12 protein-coding genes are annotated in these 20,919 nt (G+C 20.5%); all 12 read right to left on the bottom strand.

Annotation, left to right across the window (positions count from 1 at the left end):
- Nucleotides 1–19: 19 nt before the first annotated feature.
- The 12 genes from rpmG to LFWB_RS00830 all read right to left on the bottom strand — a co-directional run bounded on the left by rpmG (nucleotide 20) and on the right by LFWB_RS00830 (nucleotide 20,792).
- Nucleotides 20–169, bottom strand: a complete 150-nt coding sequence (gene rpmG / locus LFWB_RS00885; RefSeq protein ID WP_210954804.1) for a 50S ribosomal protein L33 — start codon at nucleotides 167–169, stop codon at nucleotides 20–22.
- A 37-nt stretch (nucleotides 170–206) separates the two neighbouring features.
- Nucleotides 207–404 (bottom strand): hypothetical protein, encoded by a 198-nt coding sequence (locus LFWB_RS00880; RefSeq protein WP_210954803.1) that lies wholly within the window; start codon nucleotides 402–404, stop codon nucleotides 207–209.
- 36 nt (nucleotides 405–440) lie between these two features.
- Nucleotides 441–743, bottom strand: coding sequence for an HU family DNA-binding protein (locus tag LFWB_RS00875; RefSeq protein WP_210954802.1), 303 nt, complete (start codon nucleotides 741–743; stop codon nucleotides 441–443).
- Nucleotides 744–864: 121 nt separating this feature from the next.
- Entirely contained in the window at nucleotides 865–1,842 is a 978-nt protein-coding gene (locus LFWB_RS00870; RefSeq protein WP_246454230.1) for an NAD(P)H-dependent glycerol-3-phosphate dehydrogenase, read from the bottom strand.
- Entirely contained in the window at nucleotides 1,839–3,155 is a 1,317-nt protein-coding gene (der, locus tag LFWB_RS00865) for a ribosome biogenesis GTPase Der (RefSeq protein ID WP_210954801.1), read from the bottom strand. The genes LFWB_RS00870 and der overlap by 4 nt, the downstream gene beginning before the upstream one ends.
- 247 nt (nucleotides 3,156–3,402) lie before the next feature.
- Nucleotides 3,403–11,082 carry a hypothetical protein gene (locus LFWB_RS00860; RefSeq protein WP_210954800.1) on the bottom strand — a complete coding sequence of 2,560 codons (7,680 nt, stop codon included), beginning with the start codon at nucleotides 11,080–11,082 and terminating at the stop codon, nucleotides 3,403–3,405.
- Nucleotides 11,083–11,527: 445 nt separating this feature from the next.
- Nucleotides 11,528–12,136 carry a hypothetical protein gene (locus LFWB_RS00855; RefSeq protein ID WP_210954799.1) on the bottom strand — a complete coding sequence of 203 codons (609 nt, stop codon included), beginning with the start codon at nucleotides 12,134–12,136 and terminating at the stop codon, nucleotides 11,528–11,530.
- Between the two features lie 450 nt (nucleotides 12,137–12,586).
- Nucleotides 12,587–14,161 carry an ABC transporter ATP-binding protein/permease gene (locus tag LFWB_RS00850; protein WP_210954798.1) on the bottom strand — a complete coding sequence of 525 codons (1,575 nt, stop codon included), beginning with the start codon at nucleotides 14,159–14,161 and terminating at the stop codon, nucleotides 12,587–12,589.
- A 1,076-nt stretch (nucleotides 14,162–15,237) separates the two neighbouring features.
- Nucleotides 15,238–16,245: a type I glyceraldehyde-3-phosphate dehydrogenase gene (gap, locus tag LFWB_RS00845; RefSeq protein ID WP_210954797.1), complete on the bottom strand. Its 1,008-nt coding sequence runs from the start codon at nucleotides 16,243–16,245 to the stop codon at nucleotides 15,238–15,240.
- A gap of 23 nt (nucleotides 16,246–16,268) precedes the next feature.
- Complete coding sequence (locus LFWB_RS00840) at nucleotides 16,269–17,468, bottom strand: phosphoglycerate kinase (protein ID WP_210954796.1); 1,200 nt, start codon at nucleotides 17,466–17,468, stop codon at nucleotides 16,269–16,271.
- Nucleotides 17,469–17,546: 78 nt separating this feature from the next.
- Nucleotides 17,547–18,413, bottom strand: a complete 867-nt coding sequence (gene fba, locus LFWB_RS00835) for a class II fructose-1,6-bisphosphate aldolase (protein WP_210954795.1) — start codon at nucleotides 18,411–18,413, stop codon at nucleotides 17,547–17,549.
- A 1,089-nt stretch (nucleotides 18,414–19,502) separates the two neighbouring features.
- The gene (locus LFWB_RS00830; RefSeq protein WP_210954794.1) at nucleotides 19,503–20,792 is read right to left on the bottom strand and encodes a glucose-6-phosphate isomerase; all 1,290 of its coding nucleotides are present in this window, start codon (nucleotides 20,790–20,792) and stop codon (nucleotides 19,503–19,505) included.
- Nucleotides 20,793–20,919 lie beyond the last annotated feature (127 nt).

Raw genomic sequence — 20,919 nt, 5'->3', positions numbered from 1 at the left:
TCGAGGCGAAAATAAAATTTTATTTTTTTTCTTTATGTAAAGTATGTTTACGTAAAAAATAACAATATTTTTTAAATTCTAAACGAGTAGGATGTTTTTTTTTATTTTTATAAGTATGATAATTTTCTCTACCACATTCTGTACAGATTAACTTTACTAAATCACTCATAATAAAACCTTTTTTTTAATTTAAAATAAATAATATATTATTTTCGAACAACAAAAGGTTTAATATTTTCGTTTTCTAAATCTTCAGGGTAATTAAAAATAACTTCCCTAATTTTAGGAAACAAAACACAAATAAAACCTTTTTCAAAATCAATACGAGTAACAACTCCTATTTCTTTTTCATTTCTAACTTTAACTCTCTCGCCGATAATATAAGTCTCATTATACCAAGTCATAATTTATATAAACTTCCTTTTTTTAAAGCAAAAGAATTATTCTGTAAATAAGTCAATAAATTTTTTTCCTATTTTAAAAACAGGAACAAATCTACTCGGAATAGTTACAACTTTATTACTTTTTGGAACTTTAAAAACTCTTTCTTTTTTAAATTTTAAATGGACAGCTCCTAAATTACCAAAAATAACTTTTTTATTTTTTGATTGTGGATCTGCTAATTGTTGTTCTTTTAAATTTTCAACCACTACTCTATTTAAACAATCGAAAAATTCTTCTACTTTCACTTTTTTCATATCTAATTCTTTAGATAACTTTGTTATTAATTCCAGTTTGTTCATTAAAAACTCCTTGTTTATTTTATTTTTATATAATTTAAAAATCAAATTTTATACAAAAAATCAAAAAAAATAATATTTTTTAATTTTTATTACTTTTCTTTAAAAAATTATATCAAATATTTTATAAAATAACTCTTAAAACATAATTAATCGGTTTTTTTTCAAAAATAACTTTATAAGCGCTTTCTATAATGGGTAATTTTAATTTATTTTTTACAGATAAATGATAAAAAACTTTCAAATTATAAACACCTTCAATTATTTGTTTTGCTTGATTATAAATTTCGTCTATTATCATACCTTGTTTAATTTTTTGACCAGCTTGATAATTACGAGAATTTTTATTAAAAGCAGTAACTATTAAATCGCCGACACCAACAAAACTTAAAATAGTATCATTTGTAAAAGAAGAAAATAAACTTAAAATTTTTTTCATTTCGGATGCACCTAAAGTTATAAAAGCTGCACGCGCATTAGAAGCGAAATCATCTCCATCCAAAAGACCACTGATCAAAGATAAAGCATTTTTAAAAGCGACACAAATTTCACATCCCAAAACATCATTAGAAGGGGTAACTTTTAAATATTTTGAATTTGAAATCATTTTTGATAATTGACAAGCAAATTCAAAATTAGAAGAAGCGGCTGTTAAAAAAGTAATTTTTCTTAAAATAACTTCTTCAGCGTGAGAAGGACCATATAAACAAGCATAATTTTTTATTTTATCAGCATCTATTTCCTCTTTAATGATTTGAGAAATAACTTTATTACTAATATATTCTATTCCTTTCGAAAGATTAATAAAATTTTTAGAAATATTTAATATCTTATTTATTTTATTGAATAATTCTCTCATGTGTTGTGTTGGAATACATAAAAAAATAAAATCTGAAAAAAATAAAGCTTTTTTTAAATCATTAGTGGCCTTAATATTCTCAGATAAAACAATATCAAATAAAGAATGTTTTCTATTATTTATTTGATCGATATATTCTTTATTATTATCATAAATTAATATTTCATATTTATTATCAGATAAAGTTTGAGCTAAACTTATACCCCAAGCGCCTCCACCTATAATAGTAATTTTAGTTATCATAAATAAACTTCTTTCTTTACAAATGTTATCTTTAAAGGGATTCCTGTCAACTCCAAATTTGCTCTTAACTGATTTTTTAAAAATCTTTCGTAAGAAAAATGAATAAATTTAGGTTCATTAACTAAACAAACAAATTCTGGAGGTTTAATTGCTGTTTGTTTTAAATAATAAAATTTAGCTTTACCTTGATTAAATAAAGAAGGAGGGTTAAGATGCACAGCTTCATTCAAAATATTATTCAAAACATGGGCAGAAAAATTTTGTTTATAATTATAAAAAACTTGTTTTAAAGCGTTAAATAAAGTATGAATCCTACTTTTATTTTTAGCAGACAAAAAAACTAAAGGAACATAATTAAAAAATTTAAATTCTTCCTTGATAATAGAATCAAATTTTTTAATATCTTTATCATTAATATTTAATAAATCCCATTTATTATAAATAATAATACAAGGTTTTTTATAATTAAAAATTATAGCTGCAATATTCTTATCTTGCTCAATAATTTTATCGTTTGCATCTAATAAAAAACAAACAATATCGCTTCTTTCAATAGCGTTTAAAGTTCTTAAAAAACTATATTTATTTTTAAGATCATAATGATTAGCTTTTTTTTGAATACCTGCAGTATCGATTATATGATATCTTTGATTATCTTTTTCAAAAACAGTATTAACAGCGTCAATTGTTGTTCCGGGAACATCAGAAACAATCATTCTCTCTTTAGATAACAAAGAATTAGTTAAAGTGGATTTACCAACATTAGGGCGCCCTACTAAACAAAATTTTAAATCATCTGCATGATCTATTTTTTTATTTTTACGAGGGCAATAATGAATTATTTTATCTAATAATTCTCCTATTCCGATGCCATGTTGAACACTAATACCAATAACATTTTTAAAACCTAAAGAATAAAAATCATAAATATTATCTTTTAAATTAACATTATCTATTTTGTTGACAGCTATAATAACATTTTTGTTAATTTTATAAATAATTTTAGCTATTTCTAAATCTTCTTTGGTTAATCCAGTTTGTCCATCTGTAACCCAAACGATTAAATGAGATTCATCAATCGCTAATTCTACTTGATATTTTATTTGCTGTAACAAAGGAACATTATCGAAAGTAATTCCGCCTGTATCAATGATAAAAAATTCTTGATTCAACCACTTTCCTATAGCATAAATACTATCTCTAGTTGTTCCAGATTCTTGGTATACAATAGAAATTCTTTTGGTTAGAATACGATTAAATAAACTGGATTTTCCAACATTAGGTCTCCCTACGATAACTACTTTAAATTTCATATTCTTTTTTACCATTCATATTTAAAAATAACAAATATAATTTTAATTTGATTTTTGTCTGGTTAATAATTAATGATTTATTAATATAAAAAATATATATTATAAATATTTTTTGTGAATAAAAAAAAGATAAAAAAATAATTATTATTAATCACTGATTTATATTATACTCAAAAAAAAATAACAAAATTAAAAAAGATATAATATATTATATCTTTTTTAATTTTGCAACATATAATATTATGCTTTATTTTTTTATAAAACTTACTAAAGTAATTGAAAATAAAACAAAAGTCGCAATTAACAAAAAAATTAACCAATAATATATAAATGAATTTTGATTATTTAATTTTTTTTCTTTATACAATTCAAAACTTACTAATGTTTTGCCTTTGAATTCATCTAAAAAAGAAACTAAAGCTTTTTGATCTTCTATTGAATAAATTTTAATATTTTTATTATTTAAATCAGGATTTAATTTAAAAATAGCTTTTCTAATAGAAGTTTCTGAATTATTATCTAATTTACCTAAATATTTTTCTTTTAAAACAGTTTTTAATTCTGGTTTTAATTCGAAATTGACTTCCACTACACCCGAATAATCATCTGGTAAATAAACTAAAGCTTTTTGATCTTCTATTGAATAAATTTGAATATTTTTATTATTTAAATTAGAATTAAATCTAATAATAATTTCTTTAATAGTTTCTGCCAAATTATTATCTAATTTACCTAAATATTTTTCTTTTAAAACAGTTTTTAATTCTGGTTTTAATTCGAAATTGACTTCCACTACACCCGAATAATCATCTGGTAAATAAACTAAAGCTTTTTGATCTTCTATTGAATAAATTTGAATATTTTTATTATTTAAATCAGGATTTAATTTAAAAATAGCTTTTCTAATAGAAGTTTCTGAATTATTATCTAATTTACCTAAATATTTTTCTTTTAAAACAGTTTTTAATTCTGGTTTTAATTTGAAAGAAACTTCAACAGAGTTAATATATTCATCTAAAAAAGAAACTAAAGCTTTTTGATCTTCTATTGAATAAATTTTAATATTTTTATTATTTAAATCAGGATTTAATTTAAAAATAGCTTTTCTAATAGAAGTTTCTGAATTATTATCTAATTTACCTAAATATTTTTCTTTTAAAACAGTTTTTAATTCTGGTTTTAATTTGAAAGAAACTTCAACAGAGTTAATATATTCATCTAAAAAAGAAACTAAAGCTTTTTGATCTTCTATTGAATAAATTTTAATATTTTTATTATTTAAATCAGGATTTAATTTAAAAATAGCTTTTCTAATAGAAGTTTCTGAATTATTATCTAATTTACCTAAATATTTTTCTTTTAAAACAGTTTTTAATTCTGGTTTTAATTTGAAAGAAACTTCAACAGAGTTAATATATTCATCTAAAAAAGAAACTAAAGCTTTTTGATCTTCTATTGAATAAATTTTAATATTTTTATTATTTAAATCAGGATTTAATTTAAAAATAGCTTTTCTAATAGAAGTTTCTGAATTATTATCTAATTTACCTAAATATTTTTCTTTTAAAACAGTTTTTAATTCTGGTTTTAATTTGAAAGAAACTTCAACAGAGTTAATATATTCATCTAAAAAAGAAACTAAAGCTTTTTGATCTTCTATTGAATAAATTTTAATATTTTTATTATTTAAATCAGGATTTAATTTAAAAATAGCTTTTCTAATAGAAGTTTCTGAATTATTATCTAATTTACCTAAATATTTTTCTTTTAAAACAGTTTTTAATTCTGGTTTTAATTTGAAAGAAACTTCAACAGAGTTAATATATTCATCTAAAAAAGAAACTAAAGCTTTTTGATCTTCTATTGAATAAATTTTAATATTTTTATTATTTAAATCAGGATTTAATTTAAAAATAGCTTTTCTAATAGAAGTTTCTGAATTATTATCTAATTTACCTAAATATTTTTCTTTTAAAACAGTTTTTAATTCTGGTTTTAATTCGAAATTGACTTCCACTACACCCGAATAATCATCTGGTAAATAAACTAAAGCTTTTTGATCTTCTATTGAATAAATTTGAATATTTTTATTATTTAAATTAGAATTAAATCTAATAATAATTTCTTTAATAGTTTCTGCCAAATTATTATCTAATTTACCTAAATATTTTTCTTTTAAAACAGTTTTTAATTCTGGTTTTAATTCGAAATTGACTTCCACTACACCCGAATAATCATCTGGTAAATAAACTAAAGCTTTTTGATCTTCTATTGAATAAATTTGAATATTTTTATTATTTAAATCAGGATTTAATTTAAAAATAGCTTTTCTAATAGAAGTTTCTGAATTATTATCTAATTTACCTAAATATTTTTCTTTTAAAACAGTTTTTAATTCTGGTTTTAATTTGAAAGAAACTTCAACAGAGTTAATATATTCATCTAAAAAAGAAACTAAAGCTTTTTGATCTTCTATTGAATAAATTTTAATATTTTTATTATTTAAATCAGGATTTAATTTAAAAATAGCTTTTCTAATAGAAGTTTCTGAATTATTATCTAATTTACCTAAATATTTTTCTTTTAAAACAGTTTTTAATTCTGGTTTTAATTTGAAAGAAACTTCAACAGAGTTAATATATTCATCTAAAAAAGAAACTAAAGCTTTTTGATCTTCTATTGAATAAATTTTAATATTTTTATTATTTAAATCAGGATTTAATTTAAAAATAGCTTTTCTAATAGAAGTTTCTGAATTATTATCTAATTTACCTAAATATTTTTCTTTTAAAACAGTTTTTAATTCTGGTTTTAATTTGAAAGAAACTTCAACAGAGTTAATATATTCATCTAAAAAAGAAACTAAAGCTTTTTGATCTTCTATTGAATAAATTTTAATATTTTTATTATTTAAATCAGGATTTAATTTAAAAATAGCTTTTCTAATAGAAGTTTCTGAATTATTATCTAATTTACCTAAATATTTTTCTTTTAAAACAGTTTTTAATTCTGGTTTTAATTTGAAAGAAACTTCAACAGAGTTAATATATTCATCTAAAAAAGAAACTAAAGCTTTTTGATCTTCTATTGAATAAATTTTAATATTTTTATTATTTAAATCAGGATTTAATTTAAAAATAGCTTTTCTAATAGAAGTTTCTGAATTATTATCTAATTTACCTAAATATTTTTCTTTTAAAACAGTTTTTAATTCTGGTTTTAATTTGAAAGAAACTTCAACAGAGTTAATATATTCATCTAAAAAAGAAACTAAAGCTTTTTGATCTTCTATTGAATAAATTTTAATATTTTTATTATTTAAATCAGGATTTAATTTAAAAATAGCTTTTCTAATAGAAGTTTCTGAATTATTATCTAATTTACCTAAATATTTTTCTTTTAAAACAGTTTTTAATTCTGGTTTTAATTTGAAAGAAACTTCAACAGAGTTAATATATTCATCTAAAAAAGAAACTAAAGCTTTTTGATCTTCTATTGAATAAATTTTAATATTTTTATTATTTAAATCAGGATTTAATTTAAAAATAGCTTTTCTAATAGAAGTTTCTGAATTATTATCTAATTTACCTAAATATTTTTCTTTTAAAACAGTTTTTAATTCTGGTTTTAATTTGAAAGAAACTTCAACAGAGTTAATATATTCATCTAAAAAAGAAACTAAAGCTTTTTGATCTTCTATTGAATAAATTTTAATATTTTTATTATTTAAATCAGAATTAAATCTAATAATAATTTCTTTAATAGTTTCTACCAAATTATTATCTAATTTACCTAAATATTTTTCTTTTAAAACAGTTTTTAATTCTGGTTTTAATTTGAAAGAAACTTCAACAGAGTTAATATATTCATCTAAAAAAGAAACTAAAGCTTTTTGATCTTCTATTGAATAAATTTTAATATTTTTATTATTTAAATCAGGATTTAATTTAAAAATAGCTTTTCTAATAGAAGTTTCTGAATTATTATCTAATTTACCTAAATATTTTTCTTTTAAAACAGTTTTTAATTCTGGTTTTAATTTGAAAGAAACTTCAACAGAGTTAATATATTCATCTAAAAAAGAAACTAAAGCTTTTTGATCTTCTATTGAATAAATTTTAATATTTTTATTATTTAAATCAGGATTTAATTTAAAAATAGCTTTTCTAATAGAAGTTTCTGAATTATTATCTAATTTACCTAAATATTTTTCTTTTAAAACAGTTTTTAATTCTGGTTTTAATTTGAAAGAAACTTCAACAGAGTTAATATATTCATCTAAAAAAGAAACTAAAGCTTTTTGATCTTCTATTGAATAAATTTTAATATTTTTATTATTTAAATCAGGATTTAATTTAAAAATAGCTTTTCTAATAGAAGTTTCTGAATTATTATCTAATTTACCTAAATATTTTTCTTTTAAAACAGTTTTTAATTCTGGTTTTAATTTGAAAGAAACTTCAACAGAGTTAATATATTCATCTAAAAAAGAAACTAAAGCTTTTTGATCTTCTATTGAATAAATTTTAATATTTTTATTATTTAAATCAGAATTAAATCTAATAATAATTTCTTTAATAGTTTCTGCCAAATTATTATCTAATTTACCTAAATATTTTTCTTTTAAAACAGTTTTTAATTCTGGTTTTAATTTGAAAGAAACTTCAACAGAGTTAATATATTCATCTAAAAAAGAAACTAAAGCTTTTTGATCTTCTATTGAATAAATTTTAATATTTTTATTATTTAAATCAGGATTTAATTTAAAAATAGCTTTTCTAATAGAAGTTTCTGAATTATTATCTAATTTACCTAAATATTTTTCTTTTAAAACAGTTTTTAATTCTGGTTTTAATTTGAAAGAAACTTCAACAGAGTTAATATATTCATCTAAAAAAGAAACTAAAGCTTTTTGATCTTCTATTGAATAAATTTTAATATTTTTATTATTTAAATCAGGATTTAATTTAAAAATAGCTTTTCTAATAGAAGTTTCTGAATTATTATCTAATTTACCTAAATATTTTTCTTTTAAAACAGTTTTTAATTCTGGTTTTAATTTGAAAGAAACTTCAACAGAGTTAATATATTCATCTAAAAAAGAAACTAAAGCTTTTTGATCTTCTATTGAATAAATTTTAATATTTTTATTATTTAAATCAGGATTTAATTTAAAAATAGCTTTTCTAATAGAAGTTTCTGAATTATTATCTAATTTACCTAAATATTTTTCTTTTAAAACAGTTTTTAATTCTGGTTTTAATTTGAAAGAAACTTCAACAGAGTTAATATATTCATCTAAAAAAGAAACTAAAGCTTTTTGATCTTCTATTGAATAAATTTTAATATTTTTATTATTTAAATCAGGATTTAATTTAAAAATAGCTTTTCTAATAGAAGTTTCTGAATTATTATCTAATTTACCTAAATATTTTTCTTTTAAAACAGTTTTTAATTCTGGTTTTAATTTGAAAGAAACTTCAACAGAGTTAATATATTCATCTAAAAAAGAAACTAAAGCTTTTTGATCTTCTATTGAATAAATTTTAATATTTTTATTATTTAAATCAGGATTTAATTTAAAAATAGCTTTTCTAATAGAAGTTTCTGAATTATTATCTAATTTACCTAAATATTTTTCTTTTAAAACAGTTTTTAATTCTGGTTTTAATTCGAAATTGACTTCCACTACACCCGAATAATCATCTGGTAAATAAACTAAAGCTTTTTGATCTTCTATTGAATAAATTTGAATATTTTTATTATTTAAATTAGAATTAAATCTAATAATAATTTCTTTAATAGTTTCTGCCAAATTATTATCTAATTTACCTAAATATTTTTCTTTTAAAACAGTTTTTAATTCTGGTTTTAATTCGAAATTGACTTCCACTACACCCGAATAATCATCTGGTAAATAAACTAAAGCTTTTTGATCTTCTATTGAATAAATTTGAATATTTTTATTATTTAAATCAGGATTTAATTTAAAAATAGCTTTTCTAATAGAAGTTTCTGAATTATTATCTAATTTACCTAAATATTTTTCTTTTAAAACAGTTTTTAATTCTGGTTTTAATTCGAAATTGACTTCCACTACACCCGAATAATCATCTGGTAAATAAACTAAAGCTTTTTGATCTTCTATTGAATAAATTTGAATATTTTTATTATTTAAATTAGAATTAAATCTAATAATAATTTCTTTAATAGTTTCTGCCAAATTATTATCTAATTTACCTAAATATTTTTCTTTTAAAACAGTTTTTAATTCTGGTTTTAATTCGAAATTGACTTCCACTACACCCGAATAATCATCTGGTAAATAAACTAAAGCTTTTTGATCTTCTATTGAATAAATTTGAATATTTTTATTATTTAAATCAGGATTTAATTTAAAAATAGCTTTTCTAATAGAAGTTTCTGAATTATTATCTAATTTACCTAAATATTTTTCTTTTAAAACAGTTTTTAATTCTGGTTTTAATTCGAAATTGACTTCCACTACACCCGAATAATCATCTGGTAAATAAACTAAAGCTTTTTGATCTTCTATTGAATAAATTTGAATATTTTTATTATTTAAATTAGAATTAAATCTAATAATAATTTCTTTAATAGTTTCTGCCAAATTATTATCTAATTTACCTAAATATTTTTCTTTTAAAACAGTTTTTAATTCTGGTTTTAATTCGAAATTGACTTCCACTACACCCGAATAATCATCTGGTAAATAAACTAAAGCTTTTTGATCTTCTATTGAATAAATTTGAATATTTTTATTATTTAAATCAGGATTTAATTTAAAAATAGCTTTTCTAATAGAAGTTTCTGAATTATTATCTAATTTACCTAAATATTTTTCTTTTAAAACAGTTTTTAATTCTGGTTTTAATTCGAAATTGACTTCCACTACACCCGAATAATCATCTGGTAAATAAACTAAAGCTTTTTGATCTTCTATTGAATAAATTTGAATATTTTTATTATTTAAATTAGAATTAAATCTAATAATAATTTCTTTAATAGTTTCTGCCAAATTATTATCTAATTTACCTAAATATTTTTCTTTTAAAACAGTTTTTAATTCTGGTTTTAATTCGAAATTGACTTCCACTACACCCGAATAATCATCTGGTAAATAAACTAAAGCTTTTTGATCTTCTATTGAATAAATTTTAATATTTTTATTATTTAAATCAGGATTTAATTTAAAAATAGCTTTTCTAATAGAAGTTTCTGAATTATTATCTAATTTACCTAAATATTTTTCTTTTAAAACAGTTTTTAATTCTGGTTTTAATTCGAAATTGACTTCCACTACACCCGAATAATCATCTGGTAAATAAACTAAAGCTTTTTGATCTTCTATTGAATAAATTTGAATATTTTTATTATTTAAATTAGAATTAAATCTAATAATAATTTCTTTAATAGTTTCTGCCAAATTATTATCTAATTTACCTAAATATTTTTCTTTTAAAACAGTTTTTAATTCTGGTTTATTATATTTGTTTAAAAGAGGAGCATTGTAAGCTAATCTTTTATTTTCTGAAACAATACCCAATTTAGTTTCTTTTTTTTCAAAAACTTTTTTTTCTGGTTGTATAAAATAATTTGGATCAAATTCAAAATTACTTTCATTGTCCGAAGACCAAACAAAATGATTATTTTTTTTATTATTTTTAACTTTATAAGGGTTAAAAAAAAATTTATTTTGAGAAGTAATTTGTTTTATATTTTTCTCTTTTTTATTAGAATTTGTTTCTTCTAGAAAAATATTTATAAAAGAATTAACTTTTAATTGAGGAATTGTATTAATATTTTTGCCATAAATAAATATAAAATTAATAAAATAATAACATAAAAAAATAAAATACAAAAAAATAAAAAAATAAAAAGCGGTAAAATTATATTTTTTATTCATTCATAAAATTTTCTAATAAACAAATATTTTAATATTAAAAAACAAATAAAATTATTTTAATAAAAAATTAATAATATTTTTATTAAAAAAAATATATAAAAAAATAATATTTTTAGAAATAAATCTTTAATTTTTGTTGTTTTATAATAATAAAAATTAAATTTTTTTAAAAAATATTAATTATAATCTAAAAAAATATATAAGTTATTTTCAAATTAAATAATCCTTATTATAACTTATAATCACATCCTAAATAGAATAGAATTGCATAATTTTTTTATTTTAATATTAAAAAAATATAAAATTATGTATAATTTGTTATTATAAAACATAATTTTATATTTATATCCAAAAAAAAATAATTATATCAAAGTCACAAATAATTAATTATTTTTTTGTAAAAAAATAAATATTAAAATTTTTTATCTATTTAATATAAAGTCTTTTAGTTTCTTTTTTTATCAGAAGCTTTTTTTTCTTTATTTATTAAAGAATTTGGCTCAAATTCAAAATTACTTATATCGTCTGAAGACCGAAAAAAATAATTATCTTTTTTATTATTTTTTACTTTAGAAGAATTGAAAAAAAATTTTTTTATAATATCCTTTAATTTAGATTTTTCATAAAAAGATTTAATTTTTTTATAATTTTCGTTGGCTTTTTCATAAAAAGATTTAATTTTTTTATAATTTTCGTTAACTCGTTCATAAAAAAGACCAATTTTTTTATAATTTTTAACTACTTTGTCATAAAACGAAATAATTTTTTTATAATTCGGAATACCTTTTTTCATTACTGAAAAAATTTTTCCAATAAAAAATTTATTTTGAGAAGTAATTTTTTTTATATTTTCCTCTTTTTTATTAGAATTTGTTTCTTCAAAAGAACTATTTATGAAATGATTATTTTTTAATTGAGGAATTGTATTAATATTTTTACCATAAATAAATATAAAATTGATAAAACAATAACACAAAAAAATAAAATATAAAAATAAAATATAAAAATAAAAAACAGTAAAATTATATTTTTTTAAAATTAATTTTTTCTTCATTACTACAATTTTCTAATAAACAAATCATTTTAATATTAAAAAAAATCAAATAATTTTAATATAAAATTAATAATTTTTTTATCAAAGTATAAAAAATATTAAAAAATCATTTTTTTAAAAAAAATATCTTTTTAATTATACTATTATCTAAAAAAAATATAAATTATTTTCAACATTGAATAATTCTTATTATAAATCGTTATCACCTCCTAAATAGAATCAAATTATATAATTTTTTATTTTAATATTAAAAAAATATAAAATTATGTCTAACATATTATTATAAAACATAATTTTATATTTATATCAAAAAAAAAATACTTTTAATTATTTTTGAATATAACAAATAATTAAAGTATTTTTTTGTTTAATTTTTTTATAGAATATATAATTATTTTTTTTAAAAAAATTGAATAAAATAATTTAAAAATAAAATAAATATTGAATTTTTTATCTATCTAATATAACATCTATCGGTTTCTTTTTAGCGAATGAATGAATAGAAGGGTAAATGCAAATCGAAGTTAATATTATATTTGATACAACAACAAATGATAATAAAGTAAAATAATTAATGAAATATTTAACTTGAGTTTGAATATCGTTAGTTATTTTAAGTAGTGACGGAATGTTTTGTACTGTTTTTTCCAATTCTAATAATATTTTGTTTAAAACTTCCCTAAAAAAATTAGGCCAATTTATCATGTAGATAGGTAATAATAATATTATACCTAAACATAATGAAATTATAAAAGAAATAATCAAACCTTCATTAATAAAAATTTTAAAAATATCTTTTTTTCTGGCACCTAAAGATCTTAAAATTCCTATATCTTTTTTTTTAGCTTTCATAGTGCTTTTAACAAACCCACCAACCATAAAAAAAGATATTAATAAAATAAAAAATATTATAATAGAAAAAGTAATAATAATTCCAGAAAAAGATTCTGAAAAACTTTTAATATTAGAAATACCTAATTTTTTTTTGTATATTTCAGATAAATTAACAAACGAATTGTTTATCAAAAACGAATATGCAAAAATAGTAAAAAAAGTAACGAAAATATTATATAAAATAGTAGATAAAAAAACAGTAATAAATAAAAATAATTTTTTTTCTTTAAATAAACTAGTTCCCATTTTAAAAGCTACTTTTAAAGGTAAATGGCTTTTTACATTAGGTAAAGGTTTAGTTTCTAAATTAATTAAATTATTTTTCAGAGTAGGAGAAAAAAATTTTCTATATTTATTATTATTGTTGTTGTTTTGGTCCATTTTTTCTAGTAGTTCTTTTGTAACAACTCGGTCTTTGTATAATTTCAATAAATCTTCTTGTTTTGTTTCTTTTTTAAAAGGATCTCTCGATAAATCAGATATAATATAACCATCTTTCATTTCAATCACTCGATCACCATATGCAAAAGAATTTTCTACGTCATGACTAACAATTATAATTAATTTATTTTTAGATAATTCTTTAAATAATTCAAAAACAATTTTAGATGTTTTTGAATCTAAATTACCTGTAGGTTCGTCACATAAAATAATATCTGAATTTTTAATAAGAGCACGAGCAATAGTTACTCTTTGTTGTTGTCCGCCTGATAATTGATTAATTCTTCTATCTTCAAAACCTTGAATTTCTAATTTATTTAATGTTTCGCTAATTAAATTATAATTTATCGTTTTTCCTTGTAATTGTAAAGCTAAAGCGATATTTTCGCCAACTTTTAAATCTAATATTAAATTATAATCTTGAAAAACAAAACCTATAGAAGCATTACGATAATTATCGTAGTCATCTTGTTTAAAATATCTCAAAGAATTATTATAAATAGAAATATCACCTTCTTCAATACTATCTAAACATCCTATCATATTTAATAAAGTGCTTTTTCCAGAACCTGATTTTCCTAAAATAAATATTAAACCTTTATTAGGCAAATTAAGATTAATATTCTTTAAAGCGGAAGTAAAAAATTTTTTATTATAATAGTTTTTACTTAAATCGTTTATATCTATCACAATTAGAACGCCTTTTTTTTATTTTTAAATTCATAAAAAAATAACAAACACTAAAATAAATATAATATTAAATAATATACATAATTAACTATTTATATCTATAATTATAACAACAAAGATATAAACATAATAAAAAATTTCTATTTAAAATAACAAAATCAAAACATACTAATCTTTTTTTATTTTCCTCATATTTTATATTTCAAAAAAATATTGGCTAGTTTTTTAATATTTTATATATCAAAAATTCAAGTTACAAAAGAAAAAGAATTGGGGAATTATTGAAAGTACTTTTAAATCGGATATAAAAGTATTAAAAACATTAGAACAACTTATTACAACAAAAGAAATTGAATCACCAGAAGCAGATAAAAAAGATTTAGCGAAAAACTTTAGCAGAAATAAAAAAAATTAATAATGTAACTTTAGGAAAATTAAATGTTAATCAATTAGAACGATTAGAAAACAATAATAAAGTAAAAATTGAAGTTTTAAAAAAAAAAAAAAATGAAAAAAATTTGGGAATTGCTGAAATTCATATTGAATAAACAATATAAAAAAAGAAGCAAAATAATTAATTCATAAATTTTATAAAAGACTTGATTTATCAAGTCTTTTTCTTTTAATAAAAAAAATGAATAAACTAGTCAAGGTTAAAACATTTTTTCTTTTTTTATTATTTTTATATTATAAATCTTTTAAAATTATATTATTTATAACTTTATATATAAAAATATAATTAAAATACTTATAAAGTGATATATGCTAAATTAAATAATAACCTAATAAGAGTTTATGAATTCAAAATATATTTAAAAAAATATTGAAGAAGGTGATATTTCTATTTATAATAATTCTTTGAGATATTTTAAACAAGATGACTATGATAAGAGAGTATCCTAATATTATTTATTGGTTTTTTGCTTTTTTAGTTTATTTTAAATAAAAAAACATTTTATTCAAAATAAAAAACTAAATATTAATTATAAATTTTTAATTCTTTTTTGTAACTTTTTATTTTTTAAAATTTAAAAATAAAAATAGAATATTTGATAAAATTTTTACTATAAATTGATTTAATTTAAACTTGCTAATTTATTAAGTAATCTTACTAATTGGTTAACATAACTCATTTCATTATCATACCAAGAAATCAATTTAATAAATCTTGGATTAGATTTTAAAATTTGTAAAGTATTTTTATCATACAAAGAACCATAAGTAGTCCCTATGATATCAGATGATACAATTGGATCTGTTATATAAGCTAATGTTTCATTTGCATTCTTTTCAAAAGTTTCATTAATTATTTGTTCTGTCACTTCTTGATTCAATTCAACAACCAAATCGACTAAAGAACCAGCAATAGTAGGTACTCTAATAGCGGAACCATTTATTTTACCTTTTAATTCTGGAATAACTAAGCCAATCGCTTTAGCAGCTGCAGTGGAGCTCGGAACCATATTAGATGCTGCAGCTCTACCACGACGAGCCCAAATACCTTTAGGATGGTTTTGATCTATTAAATCTTGATCGTTTGTATAACTATGAACAGTATTCATAAAAGCTTGTTTGATACCGAAATTATCGTTTAAAACTTTAACGATTGGAGCTAAACAATTAGTAGTACATGATGCTCCACTCACAATAACATCATCTTTATTTAAAATATAATCATTTACATTATAAACGATTGTTTTAAGATTACCAGTCGCAGGAGCACTGATTAAAACCTTACGAGCGCCAGTCTCTAAATGCGCGAAAGCTTTTTTCTTATCGGTGAAAAAACCTGTACATTCTAAAACAATATCGACTTTTAATTTTCTCCAAGGTAAATCTTGAGGATTTCTTTTTTGAAAAATAGGAATTTTATACCCTTCAACAATTAAATTTTCTCCTTCAAAACTAACAGCATTAACTTTATAAGGTTTTTGTGCACTATCGTATTTTAATAAATAAGAAATAGTTTCAGGAGATGCTAAATCGTTAATCGCTACTATTTGAAATTTAGGATTGTCAAAAATAAGACGAAAAGCCAATTTACCAATACGTCCAAAACCATTAATCGCTACTCTAACTTTCATAATTATTAAAACCTTTTTTTTATTTATTTTAAATTATTTTTAATACAATCGAGTCCTGGCATCGATTTACCTTCCAAAAACTCTAAAAAAGCAGCTCCGCCAGTTGAAATATGATCGAAATAATTTTCTAAACCAAATTTAAAAACAGCAGCTCCACTATCTCCGCCACCAATAATAGAAATCGTTTTTTTAAGCGAACTAATAATTTCGGCTATTTTTTTAGTACCTTGGCTAAATTTTTCAAATTCAAAAATTCCCAAAGGTCCATTCCAAACAATTGTTTTTGCTTTTGATAAATAATTTTGAAAAAGTTTAATTGTTTCTGGGCCGATGTCAAGACCTGCAAAATTATCAGGAATATTAAAATATGGACAAACAAATGCTGGAGTATCTGGCGAAAATTCTTTTCCACAAACAAAATCTTTAGGTAAAACTATTTTTTTAATCTCGGGTGAAGATAATAATTCTTTAACTAAGGCGATTTTATCATTTTCTAACAAACTATTGCCAACATTAAAACCTTGTGCTTTTAAAAAAGTAAAACTCATTCCGCCCCCGATTAAAAGAAAATTTACTTTTTTTAGCATATTTTGAATCAACTCTATTTTATCAGAAACTTTAGCCCCACCTAAAACAGCAATTAGTGGTCTTTGAGGGTTAGAAATTATTTTTTTAATAAAATTGATTTCCTTTTCAACTAAAAAACCAAAACATTTTTTTTTAATATTAGTTGCAATCCCTACATTAGAAGCGTGATTACGATGACAAGTTCCGAAAGCATCGTTAACAAAAACATCACCTAAAGAAGCCCAATATTTACCTAATTGAGGGTTATTTTTACTTTCAGATTTATTGTTTAAATCTTCAAAACGAGTATTTTCTAACATTAAAACATCACCAGAAGATAATCTATTAATGCTATTTTCTAAAAATAAACCTTTAGTTTCTGGAACGAAAATAACTTTTTGTTTCAAATAAAAAGATAACTTTTCAGCGATTGGTTTTAAACTAAAAGAAGCTTTTTGGCTTTCCTCAGTAATTCTTCCTAAATGTGAAAAAATAATGATTTTAGCTTTTTTTTTAATTAAATAATTAACGGTGGGTAAAATAGCTTTAATTCTATTATCATCTGTAATAATCTTATTTTCTAAAGGGACATTTAAATCAGCTCTTAACAAAACTTTTTTATTTTCAATATTTAAATTAATTAAAGAATTATTCATGTCGATTATACCTTTTAATTTGTAATACTTTTATGTTTCCTGATTAATATCATTTTTTTTATCAATGAAATTTTTTTATTATGCTTTGTTAACGGAACCAAAAAGAGCTAATTTACTTTTCATTTCTTCTTTGATTGCTAAAAAACCAGGATTTAATAATTTACGAGGATCAAACCCTTTGCCTTCCAAATCTTTTCCTTCTTCGATATAATGTCTAGTTGCTTTTGCAAAAGCTAATTGAAATTCTGTATTAATATTAATTTTAACTACTCCTAAAGTAATAGATTTTTTTATCATATCATCGGAGATACCACTACCACCATGCAAAACTAAAGGAGTTTTTTCATTAGTTAATTTTCTAATTTGATAAAAAATATCAAAATCAAGTCCCTTCCAATTTAAAGGGTATTGGCCATGCATATTACCTATACCAGCGGCAAGCATATCAACCCCTAAATCTGCTATTTTTTTACATTCTTGTGGGTCAGCTATTTCGCCTCGACAAATAACACCATCTTCTTCGCCGCCGATACCACCTACTTCTGCTTCAACTAATAAACCTCTTTCGTGAGATATTTTTGTTATTTCTTTTGTTTTTTTTAAATTAATTTCGAAATCCAAATGACTACCATCAAACATAACAGAATTAAAACCAGCTTTAATCGCTTCTAAAGCGCCTTCATAAGAACCATGATCTAAATGAAGAATGACAGGCACAGAAATTCGATAATAAGAATCAAGTTCTTTAACTAATGCAACAACAGTTTTAAATCCGCCGAAATATTTACCAGCCTCTTCGCTGACTCCTAAAATAACAGGAGAATTTAACTCCTGTGCTGTTTGCAAGGCCGCTTTAGTCCATTCTAAATTGTTTATACTTACTTGCGCTATAGCATATTTTTCCTGATGCGCTTTTAAAATAATTTTTTTATCCGAAGTTAACATTTAATTAAACCTTTTTACTTTTTTTAAATTATTATTAATTAACTTTTTCTTTTTTTATATCAATAAAAAAAAGAAAAGAACAATAATAATAAAAAATAAATTATAATGACAGAATTTTTTTAAAAAAACATAAAATTTATTATTACAAATATGAGGACTAAAAATTTAAATTATCTTAATTTATTGACAAATAGTATTATCCATTCATATTCCGAGATCAGCATATTTCATCATAAAAAAATCATTATATCCATATCAGTCACAAATTAATCGATATTCTTTATATAAAGTATTTTGTTAATTTAAGTCTGCAAATTTTATTTACTTAAGTAGGGATTAAACCAACTCAACCTTTTCTTCTCTAATATTTTTTTAAAATTCGAAAATTATTTTAAAAAATTTTCTAATTTTATACAATTAAGTTCGAATAACCAAAGTTGATAAATATTATCAGGAAGATAAAAATGATATTCAATTAAATAATTTTTATTGGCGAAATATTTTTTTTAAAATAATCAGTAATTAAATCTTTTTCGCTGGGTATAATTTCCAAAATAATATTAATAATTTTAAATTAAAATTATAAATAAAATAATCAATCATTTTTTTTAAAATTATTAGAAAGAAGTTAAAAGTCCGTAATTAAAAAGATCTAAAAAACCATAACCAAATAAAATATTATCAAAATTTTTAATATAAAATTCTCTTTTTAAATTTAAAAGAAAAAATAATTAATTGGAAAAATAGTAGAAATAAAAAAAAATAATTTATTAAAAAAACATAAATTTTTTCTTGTTTTCACTTAATAATAAATATTAAAAAATTATAAATTTTTTTATATTTCAAAAATATTATCCATTATTACTTTTAGTATATCAAAATTAAACTTATTTTGAATCATGTGCTTTTGATGATTTAATTTTAAATGAATTTTTTTTGTAAAAAAACGAATATAAAAAGATATTTTTAAAAAAATTAACATATTGAATATTAATTAACTTTTTTTTATTTTTGAACTTTAATTAAAATAAAAAAAGACTAAATGATAAATAGATATTTTTAATAAAATAAATAATGCAATAATTACTTTTAATTTTTTTCTTTCAACAAAGAAAACATTTTGTGTTTGTATATTTCTACTCCTGGTTGATTAAAAGGATTAATTTCTAATAAATAACCTGACATAGCGCAAGCTTTTTCAAAAAAATAAACTAAATAACCGAAATGAAATTCATCCAAATTAGAAATAATAATTTCTAAATTAGGAACTCCACCTTCAATATGAGCAAGTTTTGTAGCTTGAAGAATTTTTTGATTAATTTGAGAATAACTTTTATGAGCTATATAATTAAGATTATCTAATTCATTATTTATTTCAGGAACAATACAATCATCTTTTATGGAAGTCACATTCAAAATAGTTTCAAAAAGCATTTTAGTACCTTCTTGAATGAATTGACCTAAAGAGTGAAGTTCAGTAGAGTTATTAACAGCGCCTACAAACAATCCTTTTTCTTCTTTTCCTTCGGATTCAGCAAATAATTGTTTCCACCACTCAGAAAAAGCCAACATACAAGGTTCATAAGTGACTAATAATTCTATTTTTTTATTTATTTTAGAATACATCAAGTATCTAGCTAAAGCGTACTGATAAGATTGATTTTGTAATAAATCATCTGAATAATTGTCTTTAAAAGCTTGTAAAGCTCCTTTAAGCATAACATCGACATCTAAATTAGCAAAAGCAAAAGGCAAAAGACCTACACTAGTCAAAACACTAAATCTTCCTCCAACAGAATCAGGGATAACGAACATTTGATAACCTTCTTTTTTAGCTAAATTAAATAAAGTGCCTTTTTTTTTATCAGTAGTAACGAAAATGCGTTTTTGAACTTCTTTTTTGCCATATTTTTTTTCAATGGTATCTTTAAGAATTCTAAAAGCTAGAGCTGGTTCTAAGGTAGTACCAGATTTTGAAATAACATTAATAGCCCAATTTTTATCTTTTAAATACTTTAAAAGATTAATTAAATAATTACCTGACACTTGATAACCTGCAAAAATTATTTCTGGTTTATTTTTGGAAAAAGGAGCTTTAAGAAGTTCGATACCAGCTTTAATTCCTAAATAAGAACCTCCAATACCAACAACTACTAAAACATCTAAATAAGCGTTTTGTTTTTTTAATTCTTTTAATCTTTTAAGTTCTTCGCGGTCATAATTAAGAGGTAAATCTAACCATCCTAAATATTTATTTTTAAGATTTTCGTCATAATGTAATTGATGATGAATCTTTTTAATTTGAGAATGATAAATATTTAATTCTTTTTCCCAATCTAAAAAAGTTTTTATTCCGTCAAGATTCAATTTCAAACTCATTTATAAACTCCTAATTTTTTTTAAATTATTCCATAAATAATAATTTTTTAAATTAATTAAAAGAATACTTATTTTTGAAAAATCTTTCTTTTAATTTTTTTGGCAAAAAAAATATTTTATTTGATTA

Origin of the sequence: Candidatus Phytoplasma luffae (assembly GCF_018024475.1) — a bacterium.
GTDB lineage: Bacteria > Bacillota_I > Bacilli_A > Acholeplasmatales > Acholeplasmataceae > Phytoplasma > Phytoplasma luffae.
This window is presented reverse-complemented; position numbering and strand designations above follow the sequence as displayed.

Excerpts from the sequence above, each read along its gene's own strand:
- LFWB_RS00870 (WP_246454230.1), bottom strand. The coding sequence starts at position 1,842 with ATGATAACTAAAATTACTATTATAGGTGGAGGCGCTTGGGGTATAAGT.
- LFWB_RS00875 (WP_210954802.1), bottom strand. The coding sequence starts at position 743 with ATGAACAAACTGGAATTAATAACAAAGTTATCTAAAGAATTAGATATG.
- LFWB_RS00840 (WP_210954796.1), bottom strand. The coding sequence starts at position 17,468 with ATGAATAATTCTTTAATTAATTTAAATATTGAAAATAAAAAAGTTTTG.
- rpmG (WP_210954804.1), bottom strand. The coding sequence starts at position 169 with ATGAGTGATTTAGTAAAGTTAATCTGTACAGAATGTGGTAGAGAAAAT.
- LFWB_RS00830 (WP_210954794.1), bottom strand. The coding sequence starts at position 20,792 with ATGAGTTTGAAATTGAATCTTGACGGAATAAAAACTTTTTTAGATTGG.
- LFWB_RS00880 (WP_210954803.1), bottom strand. The coding sequence starts at position 404 with ATGACTTGGTATAATGAGACTTATATTATCGGCGAGAGAGTTAAAGTT.
- gap (WP_210954797.1), bottom strand. The coding sequence starts at position 16,245 with ATGAAAGTTAGAGTAGCGATTAATGGTTTTGGACGTATTGGTAAATTG.
- LFWB_RS00855 (WP_210954799.1), bottom strand. The coding sequence starts at position 12,136 with ATGAAGAAAAAATTAATTTTAAAAAAATATAATTTTACTGTTTTTTAT.
- fba (WP_210954795.1), bottom strand. The coding sequence starts at position 18,413 with ATGTTAACTTCGGATAAAAAAATTATTTTAAAAGCGCATCAGGAAAAA.
- LFWB_RS00860 (WP_210954800.1), bottom strand. The coding sequence starts at position 11,082 with ATGAATAAAAAATATAATTTTACCGCTTTTTATTTTTTTATTTTTTTG.
- der (WP_210954801.1), bottom strand. The coding sequence starts at position 3,155 with ATGAAATTTAAAGTAGTTATCGTAGGGAGACCTAATGTTGGAAAATCC.